The sequence below is a fragment of the Amycolatopsis sacchari genome (assembly GCF_900114035.1).
Lineage (GTDB): Bacteria > Actinomycetota > Actinomycetes > Mycobacteriales > Pseudonocardiaceae > Amycolatopsis_E > Amycolatopsis_E sacchari.
In genome coordinates this window covers 102,803-123,359 of sequence record NZ_FORP01000014.1, presented here as the reverse complement: position 1 = coordinate 123,359, position 20,557 = coordinate 102,803, and the positions used below count along the sequence as shown (strand labels likewise).

General features: G+C 70.1%; 18 protein-coding genes. 10 read left to right on the top strand and 8 right to left on the bottom strand.

The genetic code is table 11. The features are described from left to right. Window position 1: 1 nt before the first annotated feature. Window positions 2–913 (bottom strand): AraC family transcriptional regulator, encoded by a 912-nt coding sequence (locus BMZ92_RS22645; RefSeq protein WP_091511039.1) that lies wholly within the window; start codon window positions 911–913, stop codon window positions 2–4. Window positions 914–984: 71 nt separating this feature from the next. On the opposite strand from BMZ92_RS22645, the gene BMZ92_RS22640 reads away from it, so the two are divergent. Then, window positions 985–1,818, top strand: a complete 834-nt coding sequence (locus BMZ92_RS22640; RefSeq protein WP_091511037.1) for an SDR family oxidoreductase — start codon at window positions 985–987, stop codon at window positions 1,816–1,818. Window positions 1,819–2,082: 264 nt separating this feature from the next. On the opposite strand, the gene BMZ92_RS22635 is transcribed toward BMZ92_RS22640, so the two are convergent. After that, a complete protein-coding gene (locus tag BMZ92_RS22635) occupies window positions 2,083–2,739 on the bottom strand; it encodes a response regulator (RefSeq protein ID WP_091511033.1) in 657 nt (218 codons plus the stop codon). Beyond that, complete coding sequence (locus BMZ92_RS22630) at window positions 2,736–4,331, bottom strand: sensor histidine kinase (protein ID WP_425425847.1); 1,596 nt, start codon at window positions 4,329–4,331, stop codon at window positions 2,736–2,738. The genes BMZ92_RS22635 and BMZ92_RS22630 overlap by 4 nt, the downstream gene beginning before the upstream one ends. 156 nt (window positions 4,332–4,487) lie before the next feature. Here BMZ92_RS22630 and BMZ92_RS22625 point away from each other — a divergent pair, with 156 nt between their 5' ends. From BMZ92_RS22625 to BMZ92_RS22605, 5 genes are all read left to right on the top strand, one after another. After that, window positions 4,488–5,294 (top strand): ABC transporter ATP-binding protein, encoded by an 807-nt coding sequence (locus BMZ92_RS22625; protein WP_091511031.1) that lies wholly within the window; start codon window positions 4,488–4,490, stop codon window positions 5,292–5,294. Further along, window positions 5,284–6,159 (top strand): ABC transporter permease, encoded by an 876-nt coding sequence (locus BMZ92_RS22620; RefSeq protein ID WP_091511028.1) that lies wholly within the window; start codon window positions 5,284–5,286, stop codon window positions 6,157–6,159. Before BMZ92_RS22625 ends, BMZ92_RS22620 begins: the two co-directional genes overlap by 11 nt. 1 nt (window position 6,160) lies before the next feature. Then, entirely contained in the window at window positions 6,161–7,213 is a 1,053-nt protein-coding gene (locus BMZ92_RS22615; RefSeq protein ID WP_091511026.1) for an ABC transporter substrate-binding protein, read from the top strand. 125 nt (window positions 7,214–7,338) lie between these two features. Next, the gene (locus BMZ92_RS22610; protein WP_091511024.1) at window positions 7,339–8,028 is read left to right on the top strand and encodes a G1 family glutamic endopeptidase; all 690 of its coding nucleotides are present in this window, start codon (window positions 7,339–7,341) and stop codon (window positions 8,026–8,028) included. Between the two features lie 34 nt (window positions 8,029–8,062). Further along, on the top strand, window positions 8,063–8,914 hold the full coding sequence (locus BMZ92_RS22605) for a LysR family transcriptional regulator (RefSeq protein ID WP_091511021.1): 852 nt from the start codon (window positions 8,063–8,065) through the stop codon (window positions 8,912–8,914). Here the strand turns inward: BMZ92_RS22605 and BMZ92_RS22600 are convergent. Genes BMZ92_RS22600 through rsmI form a run of 3 tightly spaced genes read right to left on the bottom strand, consistent with a single transcriptional unit; the run spans window position 8,911 to window position 11,072 of the window. Beyond that, the gene (locus BMZ92_RS22600; RefSeq protein ID WP_091511019.1) at window positions 8,911–9,243 is read right to left on the bottom strand and encodes a hypothetical protein; all 333 of its coding nucleotides are present in this window, start codon (window positions 9,241–9,243) and stop codon (window positions 8,911–8,913) included. The two genes, BMZ92_RS22605 and BMZ92_RS22600, sit on opposite strands and share 4 nt — an antisense overlap. A 19-nt stretch (window positions 9,244–9,262) precedes the next feature. Beyond that, entirely contained in the window at window positions 9,263–10,222 is a 960-nt protein-coding gene (locus BMZ92_RS22595; protein ID WP_091511016.1) for a quinone oxidoreductase family protein, read from the bottom strand. 10 nt (window positions 10,223–10,232) lie between these two features. Next, window positions 10,233–11,072 (bottom strand): 16S rRNA (cytidine(1402)-2'-O)-methyltransferase, encoded by an 840-nt coding sequence (gene rsmI / locus BMZ92_RS22590; RefSeq protein WP_091511014.1) that lies wholly within the window; start codon window positions 11,070–11,072, stop codon window positions 10,233–10,235. A gap of 109 nt (window positions 11,073–11,181) precedes the next feature. Between rsmI and BMZ92_RS22585 the strand changes: the two genes are divergently transcribed. Then, window positions 11,182–12,735: a dolichyl-phosphate-mannose--protein mannosyltransferase gene (locus tag BMZ92_RS22585; RefSeq protein ID WP_091511011.1), complete on the top strand. Its 1,554-nt coding sequence runs from the start codon at window positions 11,182–11,184 to the stop codon at window positions 12,733–12,735. 117 nt (window positions 12,736–12,852) lie between these two features. Here the strand turns inward: BMZ92_RS22585 and BMZ92_RS22580 are convergent, their stop codons facing one another. Both BMZ92_RS22580 and BMZ92_RS22575 read right to left on the bottom strand, forming a co-directional pair. After that, window positions 12,853–14,052 carry a hypothetical protein gene (locus tag BMZ92_RS22580; protein ID WP_245783202.1) on the bottom strand — a complete coding sequence of 400 codons (1,200 nt, stop codon included), beginning with the start codon at window positions 14,050–14,052 and terminating at the stop codon, window positions 12,853–12,855. A 605-nt stretch (window positions 14,053–14,657) separates the two neighbouring features. Continuing rightward, entirely contained in the window at window positions 14,658–16,403 is a 1,746-nt protein-coding gene (locus tag BMZ92_RS22575; RefSeq protein ID WP_091511009.1) for a serine/threonine-protein kinase, read from the bottom strand. A gap of 142 nt (window positions 16,404–16,545) precedes the next feature. Here BMZ92_RS22575 and BMZ92_RS22570 point away from each other — a divergent pair, with 142 nt between their 5' ends. The 3 genes from BMZ92_RS22570 (at window position 16,546) to BMZ92_RS22560 (ending at window position 20,548) form a co-directional block, all read left to right on the top strand. Beyond that, entirely contained in the window at window positions 16,546–18,411 is a 1,866-nt protein-coding gene (locus BMZ92_RS22570) for a propionyl-CoA synthetase (protein WP_091511006.1), read from the top strand. Between the two features lie 131 nt (window positions 18,412–18,542). Next, window positions 18,543–18,890, top strand: coding sequence for a hypothetical protein (locus tag BMZ92_RS22565; RefSeq protein WP_091511003.1), 348 nt, complete (start codon window positions 18,543–18,545; stop codon window positions 18,888–18,890). Window positions 18,891–18,985: 95 nt separating this feature from the next. Then, window positions 18,986–20,548 (top strand): beta-N-acetylhexosaminidase, encoded by a 1,563-nt coding sequence (locus BMZ92_RS22560; protein ID WP_091511001.1) that lies wholly within the window; start codon window positions 18,986–18,988, stop codon window positions 20,546–20,548. Window positions 20,549–20,557 lie beyond the last annotated feature (9 nt).

Sequence of the window (20,557 nt, the reverse complement as noted above, 5' to 3'; positions counted from 1 at the left end):
CCTAGGCGCCGCGCGTCTTCGCGTACCGGCCCGGCGACACGCCGGTCACGCGGCGGAAGGCGTTGCTGAACGCGCTCGCCGAGCCGTACCCGAGTTCGTGCGCGATGCCGTCGATGGTCCGGTCCCCGCGGACCAAGGCTTCCCTGGCCAGCGCCATCCGCCAGGCGAGGAGGTACTCGATCGGGGTGACGCCGACGCGTTCGGCGAAGCGTTCCGCGAACACCGACCGCGACAACCGGGCCGTGGCCGCCAGTTGCGCCACCGTCCACGGGCGGCGGACGTCGGCGTGCAGGGCACGCAGCGCGGCCGCGATCGGCGGGTCGGCCAGCCCGCGCAGCAGCCCTTCCGGCGGGGTGCCCGAGGAGCCGGAACTGCGCACGGCTTCGACGAGCAGGACCTCGGCCAGCCGCGGCAGGATGTACGCGCCCCCAGGACGGTCCGAAGTGGACTCGTCTCCGATCAGGCCGAGCAGCTGGGCGATGCGCCGCGTGCCGGGGTCCCCGTCGCGGAGGTGCACCCGGCCCGGCATCAGCTTGGTCAGCATGCCCGCGTTCGCCGGATCCACGAGGAAGTCGCCGCCCACCAGCGTGACCGGCTCCCCGTCACCGGAGCCGAGCACGACCTGCCTGCCGGGCGCCTCGGCCAGCAGCCGCTCCCCGTCCACGGGCGCGGCGTCCGGCTCGCTGGCGAACACGAAGGGACCCGAGCCGGCCAGCAGGAGGAAGTCACCCTGGGCGAGTTCGAGCGCGGACCCGCCTTCGAGGAGCAGGCAGCGGCCGCGTACCACGGTGCCGAAGACGATCTCGCTGTGCGCGGGGAAGCCGATGGCCCACCGCCCCGCGCCTTCGATCCGCTTCCACAGCACGGCGTGCGGGCGCGTGAGGCCGATCAGGTCGGCCAGGGGATCAGTCATCCGGACGCTCTCTCATCTTTTTCGGTCTCTCAATCATAGACAGTCCGAACCCTGGGCCGGAAGCTGGAGGCATGACTGAGCGAGCACCGAAAACGGTCCTGGTGACCGGCAGTTCCTCCGGTTTCGGCAAGGCCGCGGTCACGGCGTTCCTGGCCCAGGGCTGGCGCGTCGCGGCCACCGCCCGGCGCCCCGACGCGGAGCAGGACACCGAAAACCTCTTCACGTGCAGGCTGGACCTGCACGACCCCGATTCCATCGAGAGCGCGGTCGCGGCCACCGTGGAGCGGTTCGGCACGCTGGACTGCGTCGTCAACAACGCGGGCGCCGGGCTGTTGTCGGTGTTCGAGACCACGCCGATGGAAACCGTGCGTGAGCTGTTCGAGACCAACGTCTTCGGCGCGATGCGGGTGATCCAGGCCGCCCTGCCCCGGTTCGCCGACCAGGGCGGCGGGCGGATCGTGAACGTCTCCTCCACCGCCGGTCTCGTGCCCGAGCCGTTCATGTCGGTCTACGCCGCGACGAAGTCCGCCGTCGAAGCCCTCACCGAAGGACTGCGCTACGAACTGGCGGCCCGCGACGTGGTGGTCAAGCTGGTCGAACCGGGGCTGGTGCGGGACACGAACTTCGTCCAGGCCACCGCTGAAGCCTCACTGGCGCTGCCCGTCCCGGACGCGTACCGGGCCGCGGTGGACAAGGTCATCGCCGGTTACCAGGCGGAGTACCCGCACCGGCTGGCCACCGAGGCCGAGGTCGCCGACGCGATCGTCGCCGCGGCAACGGACTCCGGTACGCGGCTCCGCTACCTCGTCGGCGAGGACAGCGAAGCAGCGGCCCACATGCGGTGGTCGACGAGCGAGGAGCAGTACAACGCCTGGGCGCTGGAGCGGTACTCGATCCACTCCTGACCGGGCTAGGTCGAGTTTCGAAGCGGCGGAGCCGCCTCACCACGCAGGCAGCTTGCACCGCTGCGGGTTGTGAAATGGGGCAGTCGCGCGGAGCGCGTCCGTTGAGGGTGGTGGCGGGCTGGCGGGTGGGCGGTCATGAGGAGGCGATCCCGGAGCGAGGGGCCGCCTTGAATCAGCTCAGCCGCGCGGAGGGCGCCCATTGGGGTGGTGGAAGACGTGCGGGGCCCCGACCCGCACCGCCACGCAGACCATTTCAAACATAATTCACGCCCGCCAGCTGTACTCGTGCTCCGGGCGGCCCGTCGCGCCGTACCGCAGGCGCATCTCCACCGTCCCCGCCTCGGCCAGCGCCGTCAGGTAGCGCTGCGCCGTGGCGCGGGCGACGCCCAGCTCCGACGCGACCTCGGCGGCCGACAGCGGGCGGGCGGCGCGCCGGAGCTGCTCGGACACCAGCCGGGCGGTCGCGCTGGACTGGGTTTTCGCCGTGCCCGCCCGGTCCTGTTCGTGCAGGAGCCGGAAGGCGCGGTCGACCTCCTCCTGCCCGAGGTTCCGCTCGTCGGCCACCAGCTGCCGGTAGCGCGCGTACGCGCTCAGCCGCTCCGCGAACTGCCGCGTGGTGAACGGCTTGATCAGGTAGTTCAGCGCCCCGGCCCGGATCGCCGCGCGGACCGAGCGCGTGTCCGCCGCCGCGGACAGGACGATCGTGTCCGTCCGCAGCTCCGGCAGCAACGCCAGCCCGGACTCGTCAGGCAGGTAGACGTCCAGCAGCACCAGGTCCGGCGACAGCTCCCGCACCCGCGCCCGCGCCTCCGCCGCCGTGTGCGCCGTGCCCGCGACCGCGAAACCCGGCACCTCCTCGACGAACCCCGCGTGCACGGCGGCGACCCGGAAGTCGTCGTCCACGATGAGCGTGCGGATCATGCCTCGCCCTCCAGCAGGTCCGGCAGCGCGGCCACGAACATCGCGCCCGCGTCGGCCCCGCCGGCATCCGCGAGCCACACGTCCCCGCCCCGCGCGCGGGCCGCCTGGCGGGCCAGCGCGAGCCCCAAACCGTGTCCCGGCGCGATCTTCGTCGTCACACCTTCGTCGAACAACCGCTCCCGCACCTCCGGCGCGACCCCCGCACCACTGTCCACTACGGACACGTGCAACGTCCTCCCTTCCGCCAGCAACGCGACCTCGACCGTGGCCGGACGGCGCGGGCCCATGCGAGCCGCGTGCACCGCGTTGTCGATCAGGTTGCCGACGACGGTGTTCACGGCGATCGGGTCGGTCACCGCCGTGCGGACCCACGAGTCGTCGGAAAGCCGGACGGTGACGCCCTTTTCCTGCGCCTGCTCGATCTTGCTGGCCAGTATCGCCTGGAGGTACGGGTCGGTCACGCTGTCGCCCAGCGCCTCCGGGCTCGCGATGGAGGTCTCGGTAAGCGTTTGCAGGTACTCGATCGCCTCGCCGTTGTGCCCCAGCTGGAGCAACCCGGAAAGCGTGTGCAGGCGGTTGCTGAACTCGTGCCGCTGCGCCCGCAGACCGTCCGAAAGGGACCGGACGGCGTCGAGTTCTCTCGTCAGCGCATCGAGATCGGTCCGGTCGCGCAGGGTCAGCACCGTTCCGAGGTCGCGGTCGTCCCGCCGCACCGCGCGGGAGTTCACCACCAGCACCCGGTTTCCCGCCACCGCGAGCAGGTTGTCGACCGGCTGCCGTTCCGCCACCGCCTTGCCCAGCCGCGGCGACAAGTCCAATTCGGACACCGGTGCCCCTACCGGCAACGGCTTGCCCAGCAGCCGCTCGGCCTCGTCGTTCCGGGCGGAGACGCGGCCCCGCGCGTCCACGGCGAGCATGCCTTCGCCGATGCCGTGCAACACCGCCTCCCGCTCGTACAACAACTCCGTCAGCTCACGGGGTTCCAGCCCGTGCGTGAGCCGGTTCAGCCGACGGGTCAACAACGCCGACGCGCCCACGCCGAGCGCGAGCGCGCCCGCGGCGAACGCCAGGCTGATCAACAGCAACCGCACCAGTTCCCCGACCGGCGCACCGATCTGGTAACCGACGCTGACCTCGCCGACCACCCGTTCCCCGTCGCGCACCGGCGTCTTGCTCCGCACCGACAGGCCCAGCGTGCCCTCCTGCACCGCGCTGACCACGTCACGCCCGGCCAGCGCCTCGTCGGCCGGGGTGCTCACCTCCTTGCCGATCTGCGCCGGATCGGGGTGGGCGAGCCGGATGCCCCGGTCGTCGGTGATCACGACGAACAACGCGCCGGTCCGCTGCGTCACCGCCCGCACGCGTTCCTGGAGGTCACCGGCGGGCTCCTTCGCGGCGACGTCCGCGACCACCACGGGGTCCACCGCGACCGAGCGCGCGATGCCCAGCGCCCGCTCGCCGTACTGGTCGCGCAGCGTGCTCCACAGCAGCCAGCCCACCAGCAGGAACCCGATCACCAGCAGCAGCACGACGACGCCGATCTGCAGGATCAGGATCTGGCGCGAGAACCGCATCCGGCGGAAGTCCAGCATGCTCCGAGACGATACGCGCTGGTCAAGCGCTCGCGCTAAATGAGCAAAACGTGGACAACGCACAGTGCGCACGCAGAACGTCAACAAGCTTCACGTCGCCTTCACGCACTCCTACGGTCAGCGGGAAACGAGCGCCTGTGACGAAGGAGTCACCCGATGGCCCCTCCCCTGATCGAACTGATCAGTGCCACCAAGAGGTTCCCGAGCGGGAACGGTTCGGTGCACACCGCGGTCCGCGACCTGTCCCTCACCGTCTCCGCCGGCGAGTTCGTCGCCGTCGTCGGCCCGACGGGCTGCGGCAAGTCCACGACGTTGTCGCTGGTCTCCGGCCTGCAGCCCGCCTCCGCCGGTGAGGTGCGCGTGCACGGCGAGCCGGTCCGGTCCATTCCGGACGGTGTCGGCTACATGTTCCAGAACGACGCGGTGATGCCGTGGCGTTCGGTGCTGGACAACGTCGTCTCCGGTCCCCGCTACCGCGGCGCGAGCAAGGCCGAAGCCCGCAGGCAGGCCGCCGACTGGATCGAGCGGGTCGGCCTCGCCGGGTTCGAGAAGTACTACCCGCACCAGCTTTCCGGCGGTATGCGCAAGCGCGTCGCGCTCGCCCAGACGCTCGTGACCCAGCCCCGGATCCTGCTGATGGACGAGCCGTTCTCCGCGCTGGACGTGCAGACCCGCGCGCTGATGCAGGACGAGCTGCTGCGCCTGTGGCAGGGCACCGACGCCGCGGTCATCTTCGTGACGCACGACCTCGAAGAGGCCATCGCGCTGGCCGACAAGGTCGTCGTGATGACCGCCAGTCCCGCCACGGTCAAGGCCGTGTTCGACGTGCCGCTGCCGCGCCCGCGCGAGGTGGAGGAGCTGCGGCTCACCGAGGACTTCCTGAAGATCTACCGCGAGGTGTGGGAATCGCTGCGCACCGAGGTGGACAAGGCCCGCGAAAGGGGTGCTTCCCGTGTCGCCTGACGTGCTCACCGCACCGGCCCCGGTGCTGGAGTCCGAAGAGGACATCGTCGCCCGCGAACGCAGGGCGCACCTGCGGCGCAAGCGGAACACGTGGCTGCTGCGCCTGGCGATCGTCGTGGTGTGGCTCGGCGCCTGGGAGCTGACCGCCACCTACTGGATCGACCCGTTCTTCTACTCGAAGCCGTCGAAGATCGCGCAGCGGCTCGGCGAGTGGTTCACCGAGGGCACCGACTTCGGCCCGATCTGGTACCAGATCTGGGTCACCGTCGAGGAAGCGCTGCTCGGCCTCGTGCTGGGTGTGCTGGCCGGCGTGCTGATCGGCGTCCTGCTGGGCCGCAGCCGCTACCTCGCCGACGTGCTGGCGCCGTTCGTCAAGGCGGCCAACGCGCTGCCCCGCATCGTGCTCGCGGCGTTGTTCTTCATCTGGTTCGGCATCGGGCTGTCGTCGAAGGTCGCGACGGCGTTCGTGCTCGTGTTCTTCGCGGTGTTCTTCAACGCCTTCACCGGCGCCCGCGAGGTGGACCGCAACGTCATCGACAACGCGCGGATCCTCGGCGCCAGCAGGACGCAGGTGCTCACGTCGATCGTGTTGCCCAGCGCGACCTCCTGGATCCTGTCGTCGCTGCACACCGCGCTCGGCTTCGCGTTGATCGGCGCTGTCGTCGGCGAGTACACCGGCGCGCAGGCCGGGCTCGGCTTCCTGATCTCCAACGCACAGGGCACGTTCGACTCGGCGGGCATCTACGCGGGGATGATCATCATCACCGTGGTGGCGCTGCTGGCCGAGTTCGTGATCTCCCGGCTGGAGAACCGGTTGCTGCGCTGGCGCCCGGCGCCCGGCGGCACGGCGGCGAGCGGGATCTGACATGGGGTTCAAGCGCATCACCGGGATCGTGCTCGCACTGGTGCTGGTCCTCGCCGGGGCGACCGCGTGCCGGGACTCCCGCACGCTGAGCACCGGCGCGGACGGCACGCCGAAGATCCGGATCATGGTCGGCGGCATCGAGAAGGTCATCTACCTGCCCGCGATGCTCACCCAGCAGCTCGGCGGGTTCGCCGCGCAGGGCGTGGACGTGGAGCTGCTGAACCAGCCGTCCGGCGCGAACGCCGAGACCGCGCTGCTCGCGGGCGACGTGCAGGGGGTGGTCGGGTTCTACGACCACACGATCGACCTGCAGGCCAAGGAGCAGTGCATCACGAGCGTCGTGCAGATGGCCAACATCCCCGGCGAGGCCGAGGTGGTCAGCACGGCCAAGGCGGACCAGATCCGGGACGCGGGCGACTTCCGCGGCCGCAAGCTCGGCATCACGTCGCTCGGCTCGTCCACGGACTTCCTCACGAAGGCGCTGGCGGGCAAGGCCAGCGTGACCGCGCAGGACTACACGCCGGTGAAGGTCGGTGCCGGGCAGACGTTCATCGCCGCGCTGAACAACGGCGGGATCGACGCGGGCATGACGACCGACCCGACCATCGCCCAGCTCGTGAACACCGGGCAGGGCAAGGTAATCTACGACCTGCGCACCGAGGAGGGCACGCGGGCGGCGCTCGGCGGGCTGTACCCGGCGACGTCGCTGTACATGAACTGCGAGATCGTGCAGCGCTACCCGGCCGTCGTGCAGAAGCTGGCGAACGCGTTCGTGTCCACCCTGCGGTGGATCGACACGCACTCGCCGGAGGAGATCGCCGCGAAGATGCCGGCGTCGTTCGCGGGCGGGGACCCGGCGTTGTACGTGAAGTCGATCAGGGACAGCATCGGGATGTTCAACGCCGACGGGCGGATGGACCCCGCCGGGGCGCAGAACGCCTTGCAGGTGCTGGAAAGCTTCTCGAAGAACGTCAAGAACCACAAGGACCGCATCGACCTGTCGAAGACCTACACGACGGCGTTCGCCGACGCGGCCAAGGCGCAGCTGGGGTGATTTACCGTTCCTTGACCCCGGCTTGAGCTGCGATTTTGCGCCTAAAGTAGCTGTCGGCGGCGGATTTCCCGATTCGATAATGCTCGGTGACCGGCTTTCGTCCCCGCCAGGCAAAGGAATCCGCCATGCTCCCCAGGCCCGCCCGCAGCGCAACCCTGCTCGCCACCGCCGCCGTCGCCGTCACCGCCTTCGCGGGTCCGGCGGCGGCGGCCCCCGTGTTCGGCGCCCACAGCTTCGCGGGCGGGAACTGGGGCGGTTACGTGAGTTTCGGCAGCTTCACCACGGCGACGGCGAGCTGGACAGAGCCGTCGGTGACGTGCAACTCCCGCAACGACCTGTTCGCCCCGTGGGTCGGCATCGACGGCGACGGTTCGTCCACTGTGGAGCAGACCGGGGTCGCGACGGACTGCTCCAGCGGCAGGCCCGTGTACCAGGCGTGGTACGAGATGTACCCGGCCGCGCCCGTGTACTACAGCAACACGGTGAGCGCGGGCGACCACATCAGCGCGACGGTCACCCGCACCGGCACGAACACCTACCAGCTGTCGATCAGCGACACCACGAAGGGCTGGACGAAGACGGTCACGAAGTCGTTGACGTCGAGGCATTCTTCGGCGGAGGCCATCATCGAGTCGCCGACGGACTCGTACCCGACGATCAACGGCGGGGTGACCTTCACCGGCGTGAAGTTCAACGGCACCAACCTGGCGTCGACGTCACCGTCCGCTTTGGACGCCGACGACCGCGGCACGTACACCTGGACGCCGGGCGTCATCGCCTCCGACGGCACGGACTTCACCATCACGCGACACTGATACTCGGCAGGTATCAGGCGGTATCCTCGGCGGGGTGGACGATCTCGAAACCCGCGAGCTGCGGTACTTCGTGGCTGTCGCCGAGGAACTGCACTTCGGCCGCGCCGCCGTCCGGCTCGGGATCGCGCAACCGCCGCTCTCGCGGGCGATCCGCCAGCTGGAGCAGCGGCTCGGTGTCCGGCTCTTCGACCGGGACCGCCGCGGTGCCTCGCTCACCGCGGCGGGCGAGGTGATGTTGCGCGAAGCCAGGGCGGCGCTCGCGGCCGTCGAAGCCGTGGTGCGCCGGACACGCCGGGCCGCGGACGGGAAACGGCCGCTGGTGCTCGTGACGAAGGCCGGGGCCTCGCACGAGCTCCTGCAACGGCTCCTCGACGCGGCGCCGGTCCCGGTCGAGGTCCTGCTGTGCGAGGTCGGCGAGCAGGCGGGGCTGCTGCGTGACGGGCACGCCGACGTGGCGATCATGCACCGCCCGGTCGACGACCTCGCCGGGTTCGACACCGAGGACCTCCACACGGAGGGCCAGGTCGCGATCCTCCCCGCGGCGCACCCGCTGGCGTCGCGCGAGCAGCTCACGATGGCGGAGGTGAGCCACGTGCCGGACCTGCCGATCGCCCGCTGGCCCCGGCTCGACGGGACGTACCCGGAGGGCCCCGGCCCGGAGGTGCACACGCAGTCGCAGCTCGCCCAGCTCGTGGCGCTCGGCAAGACGCTGCTGGTCATCCCGGCCTCCAGCCGCGCCTGGCAGTGGCCGGAACACGTCGCGGTGCCCGTCGTCGACGCACCGCACATCACCACGGTGATCGCGTGGCCGGCCAGCAGCCGCTCGCAGGAGGTCGCCGCCCTCGTCCGCGCAGCCGCCGCCCTCGCCGAAGGCGCGGCGGTTTAAGCGAAGCGGTCGGCGAGGCCGCGGTGCTTCGCGACAGCCTCGGCCGCCTGCTCCCGCGTGATCGCCGCGCCCGGCATCCGGCTGAGGTTCTCGACCTGCTCGGCGAAGCGCAGGTGCTCCCGCCGGGCGTGCTCGCGGCACGGCAGGCAGGTGACGCTCTCGGGCCGGGTCGAGGTGTTCGCGTACGGCACCTGGAGCCCGCAACCCGTGGTCACCACGGCCGGGGCGTCGGGCACCACGCCCAGCAGCGATCCCACCGCGCCGCGGAAGGCGGCGCCGGCCTCGACCACCTTGCGCTCCACGTGGACATGCGGATCGTCCTCGGTCATCCGCACCTCCCTGCTCGCGTCACCGGCGCGGGTCCAGCACCAGCTTCCCGACCGTCGCCCGCGAACGCAACGCCTCGTGCGCCTCGCGCGCCTGGGAAAGCCCGTACTCGCCACCGGCGATCGCGCGAACGCGGCCCGCGAGCGCGAGGTCGAACAGCTCCGCCATGGCCGTGCCGAAGACGTTGCCCGGCAAGGACAACGCGTGCGGCAGCCACATGCCGGCGATCGCCGTCGAGTGCCTGAGCAGGCTGCCCGGCTGCACCGGCTTCGGCTGCTCGCGGCTCGCCATCCCGTAGAACGCCAGCCGCCCGAACGGCGCCAGCGCCGCGACGCTCTGGTCCGTGACCCGCCCGCCGGTCATGTCGAGGACGACGTCCACCCGCTTGCCGCCGTTGGCTTCGCGCAGCGCAGCGGTCATGTCCTCGGCACGGGAGTCGACCGTGACGTCCGCACCCAGTTCGAGCGCCAGCGACCGCTTCTCCTCGCTGCTCGCGGTCGCGATCACGCGGCCCGCGCCCCACGCCTTGGCCAGCTGCACGGCGATGCTGCCCACGCCACCGGCCGCGGCGTGCACGACGACGCTCTCCCCGGCCTCGAGGTGCGCGCTCTTGCGCAGCAGCAGCCACGCGGTCGCACCCTGCACGATGAACGACAACGCGGTGAGGTCGTCGATCCCGTCCGGCACCGGCACGAACATGCCCGCGTCCGCGACCGCCCGCTCGGCATAACCGCCGCCGCCGTTCAGCAGGGCGACGACCCGCCGTCCGTCCGGGGTGCGGCCGACCACCTCGCCACCCGGCACGAGCGGCAGGCGGCTGGGCGCGAGGTAGGTGTTCTCGGCCTGGTGGGTGTCGGCGTAGTTCACGCCGGCGTGGTCCACCTCGATCAGGACCTGCCCCTCGGCGGGCACGGGCTCGGGCAGTTCGACGTTCTTGAGGACTTCGGGACCACCGAACTCCGTCACCTGGACAGCACGCATGCCCCGAACCTTACCCGCCGGTAACACCGTTCCGCCGGGCGGTGAGGACCGCGTCGTACAGCTCCTTCTTCGACACCCCGGCCGCCTCGGCGACCTCGGCCGCCACGGCCTTGAGCCGTTCCCCTTCCGCGACGCGGGCGCTCACCTGCTCGACCAGGTCCGCCACGCTCACCTCGGCAGGACGCGCGCCCTCCAGCACGACGGTGATCTCGCCGCGCACGCCGTCCGCGGCCCACTCCGCGAGCTCGGGGAGGGTGCCGCGGCGCACCTCCTCGTAGGTCTTCGTCAGCTCGCGGCACACGGCGGCACGGCGCTCGCCCAGCGCGTCGGCGGCTTCGGCGAGCGTCGCGGCGAGGCGGTGCGGGGACTCGAAGAACACCACCGTGCGCTGCTCACCGGCGAGCGCGGCGAACCACCGCGCCTTCTCGCCGGGTTTGCGCGGTGCGAAGCCTTCGAAGCAGAACCGGTCGCTGGGCAGCCCGGACACGGCGAGCGCGGTGGTGACCGCGGACGGGCCCGGCAGGCACGTCACGGGCAGGTCCTCGGCGACGCACGCCGCGACGAGCCGGTACCCCGGGTCGGAGACGCTGGGCATCCCGGCGTCGGTCACGAGCAGCACGGTCTCGTCCGCGTGGAGGGCTTCGAGCAGCTTGGGCAGGCGCGCTGTTTCGACGTCCTCGTAGAAGCTGACGACGCGTCCACGCGGGGTCACGTCAAGCGCGGCGGCGAGGGCACGCAGGCGCCGCGTGTCCTCGGCCGCGATGACGTCGGCCTCGGCAAGCGCCGTGACCAGGCGCGGCGACGCGTCCCGCGAGTCACCCAACGGTGTGGCGGCGAGAACGAGCGGCATGGTTCCACCCTACGGCGACGACGAACTCACCTGGTCACCCCTAGGGCCAGCCACTTCCCCACCACCGCCCTCAATGGACACGCTCCGCGTGACGCCTAGTATCAGGCCCGTGACAGCACTGTTGACCCGCCCGTCCCCGGACCCGGTGGAGGCCCTGCGCCCGCCGACCGACCGCGAGGCGACGCTGCTCGGCAGGCCGATGCCCGCCGACCGGCTGCGGGGCTGGGTCGTCACGCTGGTGCTGGGCGCGCTCGCGGCGATCACGCGGTTCCAGAACCTGGGGTTCCCGACCGACAAGGGCACCCCGATCTTCGACGAAAAGCACTACGTGCCGCAGGCGTGGCAGATGCTGCGCAACGGCTGGTTCGAGGACAACGCCGGGTACGAGCTCGTGGTGCACCCGCCGCTCGCGAAGCAGCTGATCGCGCTGGGCGAGTGGATGCTCGGCTACAACGGCTGGGGCTGGCGGTTCGCGTCCGCGCTCGCCGGGACGGTCATCGTGGTGCTGGTGGTGCGCGCGGCCCGGCGGCTGACGCGGTCGACGCTGCTCGGGGCCGTAGCGGGCATCCTGGTGGTCTGTGACGGGGTGCTGTTCATCCAGTCGCGGATGGGGATGCTGGACATCTTCATCGCGTTGTTCTCGTTCGCGGCGTTCGCCTGCCTGCTGGTGGACCGGGACCAGGTGCGGCAGCGGCTGGCGGTCGCGGTGCGCGAGGGCTGGGCGGACGAGTCGCCGTGGGGGCCGCGGCTGGGGTTCCGGTGGTGGCGGTTCGCGGCGGGGGTGTGCGTCGGGCTGACGTTCGCGGTCAAATGGTCCGGGCTGTACTACATGGCGTTCTTCGGGCTGCTCGTCGTCGGCTTCGACGTGGCGGCGCGGCGCGCGGCGGGCGTGCCGAGGCCGTGGCTGGGCACGCTCCGGCGGGACGTGCTGCCCGCGCTGTGGGCGATCGTGGCACTGCCGGCGTTGATGTACGTGGCGAGCTGGTGGGCGTGGTTCGCGAGCGAGTCGGCGACCGACCGGCACTACACGGAGATCAAGGGCATCGCCCCGGGTTTCTGGGGCTGGGTCCCCCCGGCGCTGCGGTCGCTCGGTGACTATTCGATGAACGTGCTGCACTTCCACGAAACCCTGGTGACGCCGAAGAACGATCCGCACCCGTGGGAGTCGAAGCCGTGGACCTGGCCGATGGGCCTGCGGCCGATGTTGTACTACTACGAGTCGGGCACCACGACGTGCGGCAGCACGGACTGCGTCCAGGCCACGATGCTCATCGGCACGCCCGCGACGTGGTGGCTGGCCTTCCCGATGCTGGGCTGGGGCCTGTGGCGCTGGCTGTTCCGGTTCGACTGGCGTTACGCGGCCGTGCTCGTGGGCTACTTCGCGGGCTACCTCCCGTGGTTCACGAACATCGACCGGCAGATGTACTACTTCTACGCCACCCCGATGGCCCCGTTCCTCGCACTGGGCCTGACACTCGCGCTGGGCCAGATCCTGGGCAGCGCGAAGCGAGGTTTCGAGCGCAGGGGGACGGGCCTGCTCGTGGTGGCCCTGTACGTGGGTCTCGTGGTGGCCAACTTCGCCTGGCTGTGGCCGATCCTGAACGGGGATTCGATCTCGGGAGGCCACTGGCAAGCAGAACTGTGGCTCCCCAGCTGGCGGTAAGCAGAAGGAACGCAGAAAGGCCCCACTTCAGCGGAGCGCGGCCTTTCTGCGTCGCTCGTCCTTCAGTTGCCGCTACTGCCGCCGTCGTAAGCCACGGGCTGACCCCTTCCTGCTCCTTCAGTGGACGTGACCGTCCACAGAACCCGGCCAGCGTAGCGCAATGCCATAGCTTTCCCGCGGATGACAGCGCTGCCCGAACGTGTGTTGCACTGAATCGTCGGTAACCGGAATCAGCCGAGGGTCCCCGTCCGGTGGCCTGATGCGGCGCTCTCGTTCAGTTTGCTCCGCGTACCACCAACATGATTCAGGGAGATATCCCTCCTGGAACTTGATCCGGATTGTCAGACCGGCTACAGGCACCTGGCTTTGGTGCAGTCGACCTGGCGCTATGCCGTGGTGGTCGACCTCGACGTTCACCCACAACCGCTCTTCTTTCGTGTTCGAATCGATCGCCTCAGAGGAGAACCAGTGGCTCTCGCCGCGCTTCAGCGCCCTGGGAAAGCGCAGGAGAGTGAGTGAAGGCTCGCCAGGCGGCGATCGTAGCGGCTCGGCCCGGCAACCCCACAGATCCCGCACGGGGACACCGCTGATGTCATCACTCTTGCCCGCAAGGGAAGTTGCCAGGTAGGAGTCGACACCGTCCTCCCGAGCAGTAACGAGCCGTTCTGTGATCCGACGGTAAACTGATCTCTTCTCCATGAAAACCGTCGTCACGAAGAGATCGACGAAGACCGGCTGAGCCCCTTCCGAGGGCGCCCTGTAACCAGACGGCGACCCCACGGTCAGCCCGGTTGAGAGCCCATATTCACTCTGCGATTCCACTTCTCTGGCAAGAGCCACATAATGCGACCAAAGCCTGCCGTCCCCAGCCAGCTGGGAAAGTCGCTCATGAAGCACGGGAGACAACTTTTCAACCAGGGATCGTCGCCACTCCTTGTGCATCGGCGAGACGGTTCTCGAACCAGAGCGACCCGAAGCTTCTTCCATCCGCCTGAGCTGTTCAAAACGAGCGTCGAGGCTCGGTTTCCAATCGACCGGCGTTCCGTCTCCGAGCGACAGCCGGAACGCAGCCAACAAGACCCTGCGACGCCTCGACTCCATCGAGCCAATCCTGCTTATCGAATCGACTATAAGTCCCCATGCCGCCTGAGCTCGGACTTCGACTGCCCCGCCAGGCAGGGAGGCGGTCGGTGCGACCAGAGCCTGCAACCTGGCGTCCGCGTCACCTCCCGGCTCTTCGAGCGCCTCCCGGAGAAGGGCCAGGGGTACCGAACCTTTGTGTGTCGCCAGCCAACGCAGAGCCTGCTCGACGGCCACCACCGACCACCCCAGCCGACCTTGCTCCGGACTCGATCCTTCAGACACTATTCCTCCGACTCCGACTTGGAGGGATGCCGGTTTGGTCATGGTAAGCCAAGCGGGGCAAGCCGCGGCAACATCTCCGCAATCTCCGGCAAAAGTGGGTAACCGAAAATCAAACCAAATAAGTGAAAAAATGGTTTCGGCATACGCCCACTGGCCCAGGGTCGCCTTATGATGAGGTGACCACTCCGGGGTGGCAATGTCCCTCGTCAAGCGTCGGATCGAATCGCTCAGCCGATCAGGCTGTGTTGCGCAATGGACTGTGAAGGCGGTCCTACTCAAGGGTGGCGGCCAACACGCGCCTCAAGCCACTTCCTGCTCATTCCGCCGTTGTCACCAGAAGGGCGTACCGATGGGTAAGGATCTGAACTCTCGCACACCGGCAGGAGGCCCGCCTCGGCCTGACGGCAACCTCGGAGCCGTCCGCAAGCTGGTGAACGGTGTCCTCGTCAGCGTGGGCACGGTCTACTTGGCCACGAACTCGATCGTGGTAACGATCATCGCCGCAGCCGTGGCTGTCGCACTCGCGGCGCTGTACCTGATCGCGCGTCGATAGCCCTTCAGCCCCGCGGCGGCATGACCCTTGTCCCCGAGGGCTGTTGCTGCGCCCTCGGCACGATGCGGGTCACCGGGCCGTCCGGGCTCTTTCCCGCTCTCGCCAGCCAGCCCTCCACCTCGCGCCGGACCACGTTGAGCGTGGGGCGGCGGCGGGGTTCGTTGTCGAGTGAGGCGATCAGCAGGCGGGCGTGCGCCGAGCGCTGCGGGAGCCGCGACACGGGTTCCGCCCTGGCCGCTGCCATGAGCGCCGCCATCGGGCTTTCACGTGTGCCGCGCGGCGGGTAACCCGACAACGCGTAACTGACCGTCGCCGCGAGTTGCCACGCGTCGGACGCCGGGGAGGCCGCCGCGCCCGCCGCCTGTTCCGGGGCCACGAAGTCCGGCGTGCCGATCATCATGCCCGTCGCCGTCATCGTCGAATCGCCACGGCTGCGGGCGATGCCGAAGTCGATCAGGTGCGGGATGCCGCTCGGGTCCAGGATCACGTTGGACGGCTTGATGTCCCGGTGCAGCACACCCTTCTCGTGCGCCGCCTGCAGCGCACCGGCCATCGTCGCCCACAGCCTGCCCGCCGCGATGTCGTCGAGCGGGCCCATGCCGTCGACCGCGGTCGCCAGCGCCTGCCCCTCCAGGTACTCCATCACGAGCGCGAGCCCGTCCGGCTCCTCGACCAGGTCGTACACGCGCACGCAGTTCGGGTGGTTCACCATCGCCAGCGCACGGGCCTCCCGCCGCATGCGCTCCTCGGTGTCCCGGTCCGGCGCGTGCGCGATCTTCAACGCGACCGTGCGGCCCAGCTGGTTGTCCACCGCCTGCCACACCGTGCCGAACCCGCCGTGCCCCAGCCGCTTGATCCGGCGGTACCGGTCACTGCCGTTCGACGTCGAGCCCGGCGGCACCGGCACCGGGCCCGGCGTGGCCGCGAGCTGCGGCGCCGGGGCGATCGCCGTCGGCTTGTACGGCTGCTGCTGCGGAGGCGGCGTCGGCCGCGGCTCCGGCTTCGATTCCGGCCTGGGCTGCGGCGGGGGCGGTGGCTCGGGGCGGCGCTCCTGCTTCGGCCGGTTGATCACCGACCACGGCGGCGGCCCCACGAGCGCGACCGGGATCAGGCCCAGCACAGTCACGGGCAGGAAACCCAGCCACAGGTGCACCGCCGTGTTGGCCTCGACCGTCGAGCTGAACACCGCGAACAGCACGAACGGCACCCACAGCAGCCGGCCCGGCCACTTCTGCCCGCGCCGCATCGCCGTGCGCGCCTGCAGGATCACGAAGAACAGCGACGCCGCGGGCAGGCCGATCAGCGCGCCGAGGTAGTAGCCGTAGGCGAGCTTGTTGCCCGACGGGTAGAACAGCGTCTCGAACACGTTCTGCCCGCCGCCGAGGTACTCGCTCTGCTTGCCGATGAACGAGCAGTAGTCCCGCCCGAAGGTGGACAGCTCGGCGGCCGACAGCCCCGAGCCCTGCCCCGCGAACGCGGCCCGGTAGGTCGCGGACGCCCCGTTCGCCAGCAGCCACGGCAGCAGGAACACCAGCACCAGCCCGGTGACGGCGATCACACCGATGGTCACCGCGTCGTAGGTGTTCCCGGTGAACTTGCGCATCAGCGCGACGATCACCGCGGCCGCGATCGGGAACAACGCGAGGATCGCGCCGGCCGCGCTGGTCGCCCACACCCAGTCACCGGGGCAGAAGCCCGGGTTGAACAGGGAGTGCGCGAGGGACAGCAACCAGCTGGCGAAAGCGTTCACGCCGGTCCCTCCTGCTCGGGTGTTTCCGTCTGCCCCACCCTATTAGCCCGTTGGACGCGCGGCCCGCCCGGCGGGTTGCCGCATCCCGGTTCCGGGTGATGAGCTGTGCACCAGCGGCTTCGACGACGAGGAGGTCTGTCCCGTGGGCACCTACGCCGAGGAGTACCAGCGCAGCCTGACCGACCCCGAAGGGTACTGGCTGGGCGCGGCCAAGGCGATCGACTGGATCCGCGAGCCGGAGCGCGCGCTCGATTCCTCGCGCGCCCCGTTGTTCCGCTGGTTCCCGGGCGGCGAGCTGAACACGGCGTACAACGCACTGGACAGGCACGTCGAACGCGGGCGCGGCGAGCAGGCGGCGCTGATCTGGGACTCCCCGGTCACGTCCTCGAAGCGGACGTACACGTACTCGCAGCTGCGGGACGAGGTTGCCCGCTTCGCCGGTGCGCTCCGTTCGCTCGGCGTCGCGAAGGGTGACCGCGTCATCGTGTACATGCCGATGGTCCCCGAGGCCGTCATCGCGATGCTCGCGTGCGCGAGGCTCGGCGCGGTGCACTCGGTCGTCTTCGGCGGCTTCGCCCCGAAAGAGCTGGCCGCGCGCATCGAGGACGCCAAGCCGAAGGTCATCGTGGCCGCGTCGTGCGGGATCGAGCCGAGCCGCGTGGTCGAGTACAAGCCGATCATCGACGCGGCGCTCGAGACCACGAACCACCAGCCGGACAAGGTCGTCGTCCTCCAGCGCGACGCGCTCCGCGCCGAGCTCGGGCCGCGTGACGTGGACTGGACCGAGCTGGACGCCCCGCCCGTGGACCCGGTGCCCGTCGCCGCGACGGACCCGCTGTACATCCTGTACACGTCCGGGACCACGGGGAAGCCGAAGGGCGTCGTACGTGACGCGGGCGGTCACGCCGTCGCGCTCGCCTGGTCGATGGGCGCGGTGTACGACATCCAGCCCGGCGACATCTGGTGGACCGCCTCCGACGTCGGCTGGGTCGTCGGGCACTCGTACATCGTGTACGGACCTCTGCTCGTTGGGGCCACAACAGTGCTCTACGAGGGCAAACCCGTCGGCACTCCGGACGCGGGCGCGTTCTGGCGCGTCATCTCCGAGCACCGCGTGAAAGCGCTCTTCACGGCCCCGACGGCGTTGCGGGCGATCAAGCGCGTGGACCCCGACGCGCGCGAGCTGCAGGCGTACGACCTCGCGGACTTCAAGACGCTGTTCATGGCGGGTGAACGCCTCGATCCCGAGACGCTGCACTGGGCGCACGAGAAGCTCGGTGTGCCGGTGATCGACCACTGGTGGCAGACCGAGACGGGCTGGGCGATCGCGGCCAACCCGCGCGGGCTCGAGCCGATGCCGGTCAAACCGGGCTCGGCGACCGTGCCGATGCCGGGTTACGACGTGCGGATCCTCGACCAGTCCGGCGAGGACCTGCCCGCCGGCCGCGAGGGCGCCATCGCGATCAAGCTCCCGCTGCCGCCCGGCACGCTGCCGACGTTGTGGGGTGACGACCAGCGCTACATCGACGCGTACCTGTCGCGGTACGAGGGCTTCTACCTCACCGGCGACTCCGGCTACCGCGACGAGGACGGCTACCTGTTCGTCATGGGCCGCACCGACGACGTGATCAACGTGGCCGGGCACAGGCTGTCGACGGGCTCGATGGAGGCGGTGCTGGCGGCGCACCCGGCGGTGGCGGAGTGCGCGGTGATCGGCGTGCGTGACGAGCTGAAGGGTCAGCTGCCGCGCGGGTTCGTGGTGCTCAAGGCGGGGGTGGAGGTCGACGAGGACGTCCTGCGGGAGGAGCTCGTCGCCGCCGTCCGCCGCGACATCGGGCCGGTCGCCGCCTTCCGTCAGGTGTCCATTGTGGACGCGCTGCCGAAGACGCGGTCGGGCAAGATCCTGCGCAAGACGATGCGGGGCATCGCCGAGGGCCGCGACGAGCCCGTGCCCTCGACCATCGAGGACCCGTCGGTGCTCGACGCCCTGCGCGCCGTCCTCCGCTGAACGGAGGCCGTGACGGTCGGTGACGGGAAAGCGCTTCCCGGCCTCGCACCGGGAGCACCCCTCGCCGAGGCGCCGCTCGCCGCGTGGTTCCAGGTCACGGCCGGGCCCGTCCCGGACGGGCGGCCCTGCCGGTGCAGCCGTTCCTGAACTGCGCCGCCGACACGGTCGCCCGCGTCGGTGCACTGGAACTGGACGCGCTGCGGGTACTCCTGCCCGTCCACTGCCTCGACCCCGCATCGCGGCCGGAAATCCGGCGCTCGCCGTCGCTGGTCACGGCTGCCTGGTTCGACGACGGCGATCGGGCCGCACGAACGCCCGCCGGCGTGACACTGGACGGCGGGCGATCCCCGATCGCCGATCACCTGATCTCGCTCGACCACGCGAAGTGGTCCCCGGACGCGTTCGCCGGGCTCCTCGCCGATCTCGCCGCCCGGCGAGGGAGCACGACCCCGCTGCTGCTCACCGTACGAAGGAACTGAGCCGTCCGGGGGAACCGGGCCCACCGCCACCATTGCCATCCACGGACAAGTGGTCTATACCTTTGGGATCTACTCCCCGACAGCCGGAGTGCCCGATGCGTAGACGCGTGTCCCTGGCAAGTTTGTTCGGCGCGGCCCTGCTGACGCTCACCGCCTTCGCCCAGCCCGCGACGGCGGCGGACCAGAGCACCAAACAGCTGGCCGACGTCATTCCCGTCCCCGTGCAGGCCAAACCCGATCCCCGAGCCGACTTCCGGCTCACCCCGGCGACGGTCATCGTCGCCGACCGCGACGCCCGGCAGGTCGCCGACTACCTCGGCGGCCTGCTGCGGCCGTCGACCGGTTACCGGTTGCCCGTCGTGCCCTTCGCGGTGACCCCGAAGATCGAACTCGACGTCGCGAAGACCGCGAAGGTCGGCGCGCAGGGCTACCAGCTCGACGTCACCAAGCGCGGCGTGACCATCCGCGCCAACACCACCGACGGCCTGTTCGCCGGCGTGCAGACCCTGCGCCAGCTGCTGCCCGCGACGATCGAGGCGAAAACCGTGCAGCACAGCCGGTGGGTCGTGCCCGGCGGCAGCATCACCGACTACCCGCGGTTCGGCTACCGCGGCGCGATGCTCGACGTCGCGCGCCACTTCTTCACCCCCGACCAGGTGAAGCTGTACATCGACCAGATCTCCCAGTACAAGATCAACACCCTGCACCTGCACCTGGCCGACGACCAGGGCTGGCGCATCGAGATCAAGAGCTGGCCGCGCCTGGCGACGTACGGCGGCAGCACCGAGGTCGGCGGCGGGCCCGGCGGTTACTACACGCAGGCCCAGTACAAGGACATCGTCGCGTACGCGGCTTCGCGGCACATCACGGTCATCCCCGAGATCGACATGCCCGGCCACACCAACGCCGCGCTGGCGTCGTACGCGGAGCTGAACTGCGACGGCGTGGCACCGCCCCTGTACACCGGCATCGACGTCGGGTTCAGCTCGTTCTGCGTCGACAAGGACATCACGTACAAGTTCCTCGACGACGTGATCCGCGAACTGGCCGCCATCACGCCGGGCAAGTACCTGCACATCGGCGGCGACGAGGCGCACGCGACCACCGAGGCGGACTACCAGAAGTTCATGGGCAACGTGCTGCCGATCGTCGCGAAGTACGGCAAGTTCGCCCAGGGCTGGAACGAGATCGCCAAGGTGAACCCGCCGCTCACGACCGTCCCGCAGTTCTGGGACACCGACGGCCAGGACGACGCGACGGCCGCCGCGGCCGCGCGTGGCAACAAGATCCTGATGTCGCCGGCGAACAAGGCGTACCTGGACATGCAGTACAACCCCGACAGCCCGCTCGGCCTGCACTGGGCCGGCTACGTCGAGGTCCAGGACGCCTACAACTGGGACCCGGCGACGGCCGTGCAGGGCGTGAGCGAGCAGCAGGTCGCCGGCGTCGAGGCGCCGTTGTGGTCGGAAACCCTGACCAACAGCGACGCGATCGAGTTCATGGCGTTCCCACGCCTGCCGGGCATCGCGGAGATCGGCTGGTCACCGCGGTCGACGCACGACTGGAACACCTACCGCGAGCGCCTGGCCGACCAGGCACCGCGCTGGGAGCAGCAGGGCATCGACTTCTACCGCTCGCCGCAGGTGGACTGGAAATAGTCCGGTAGA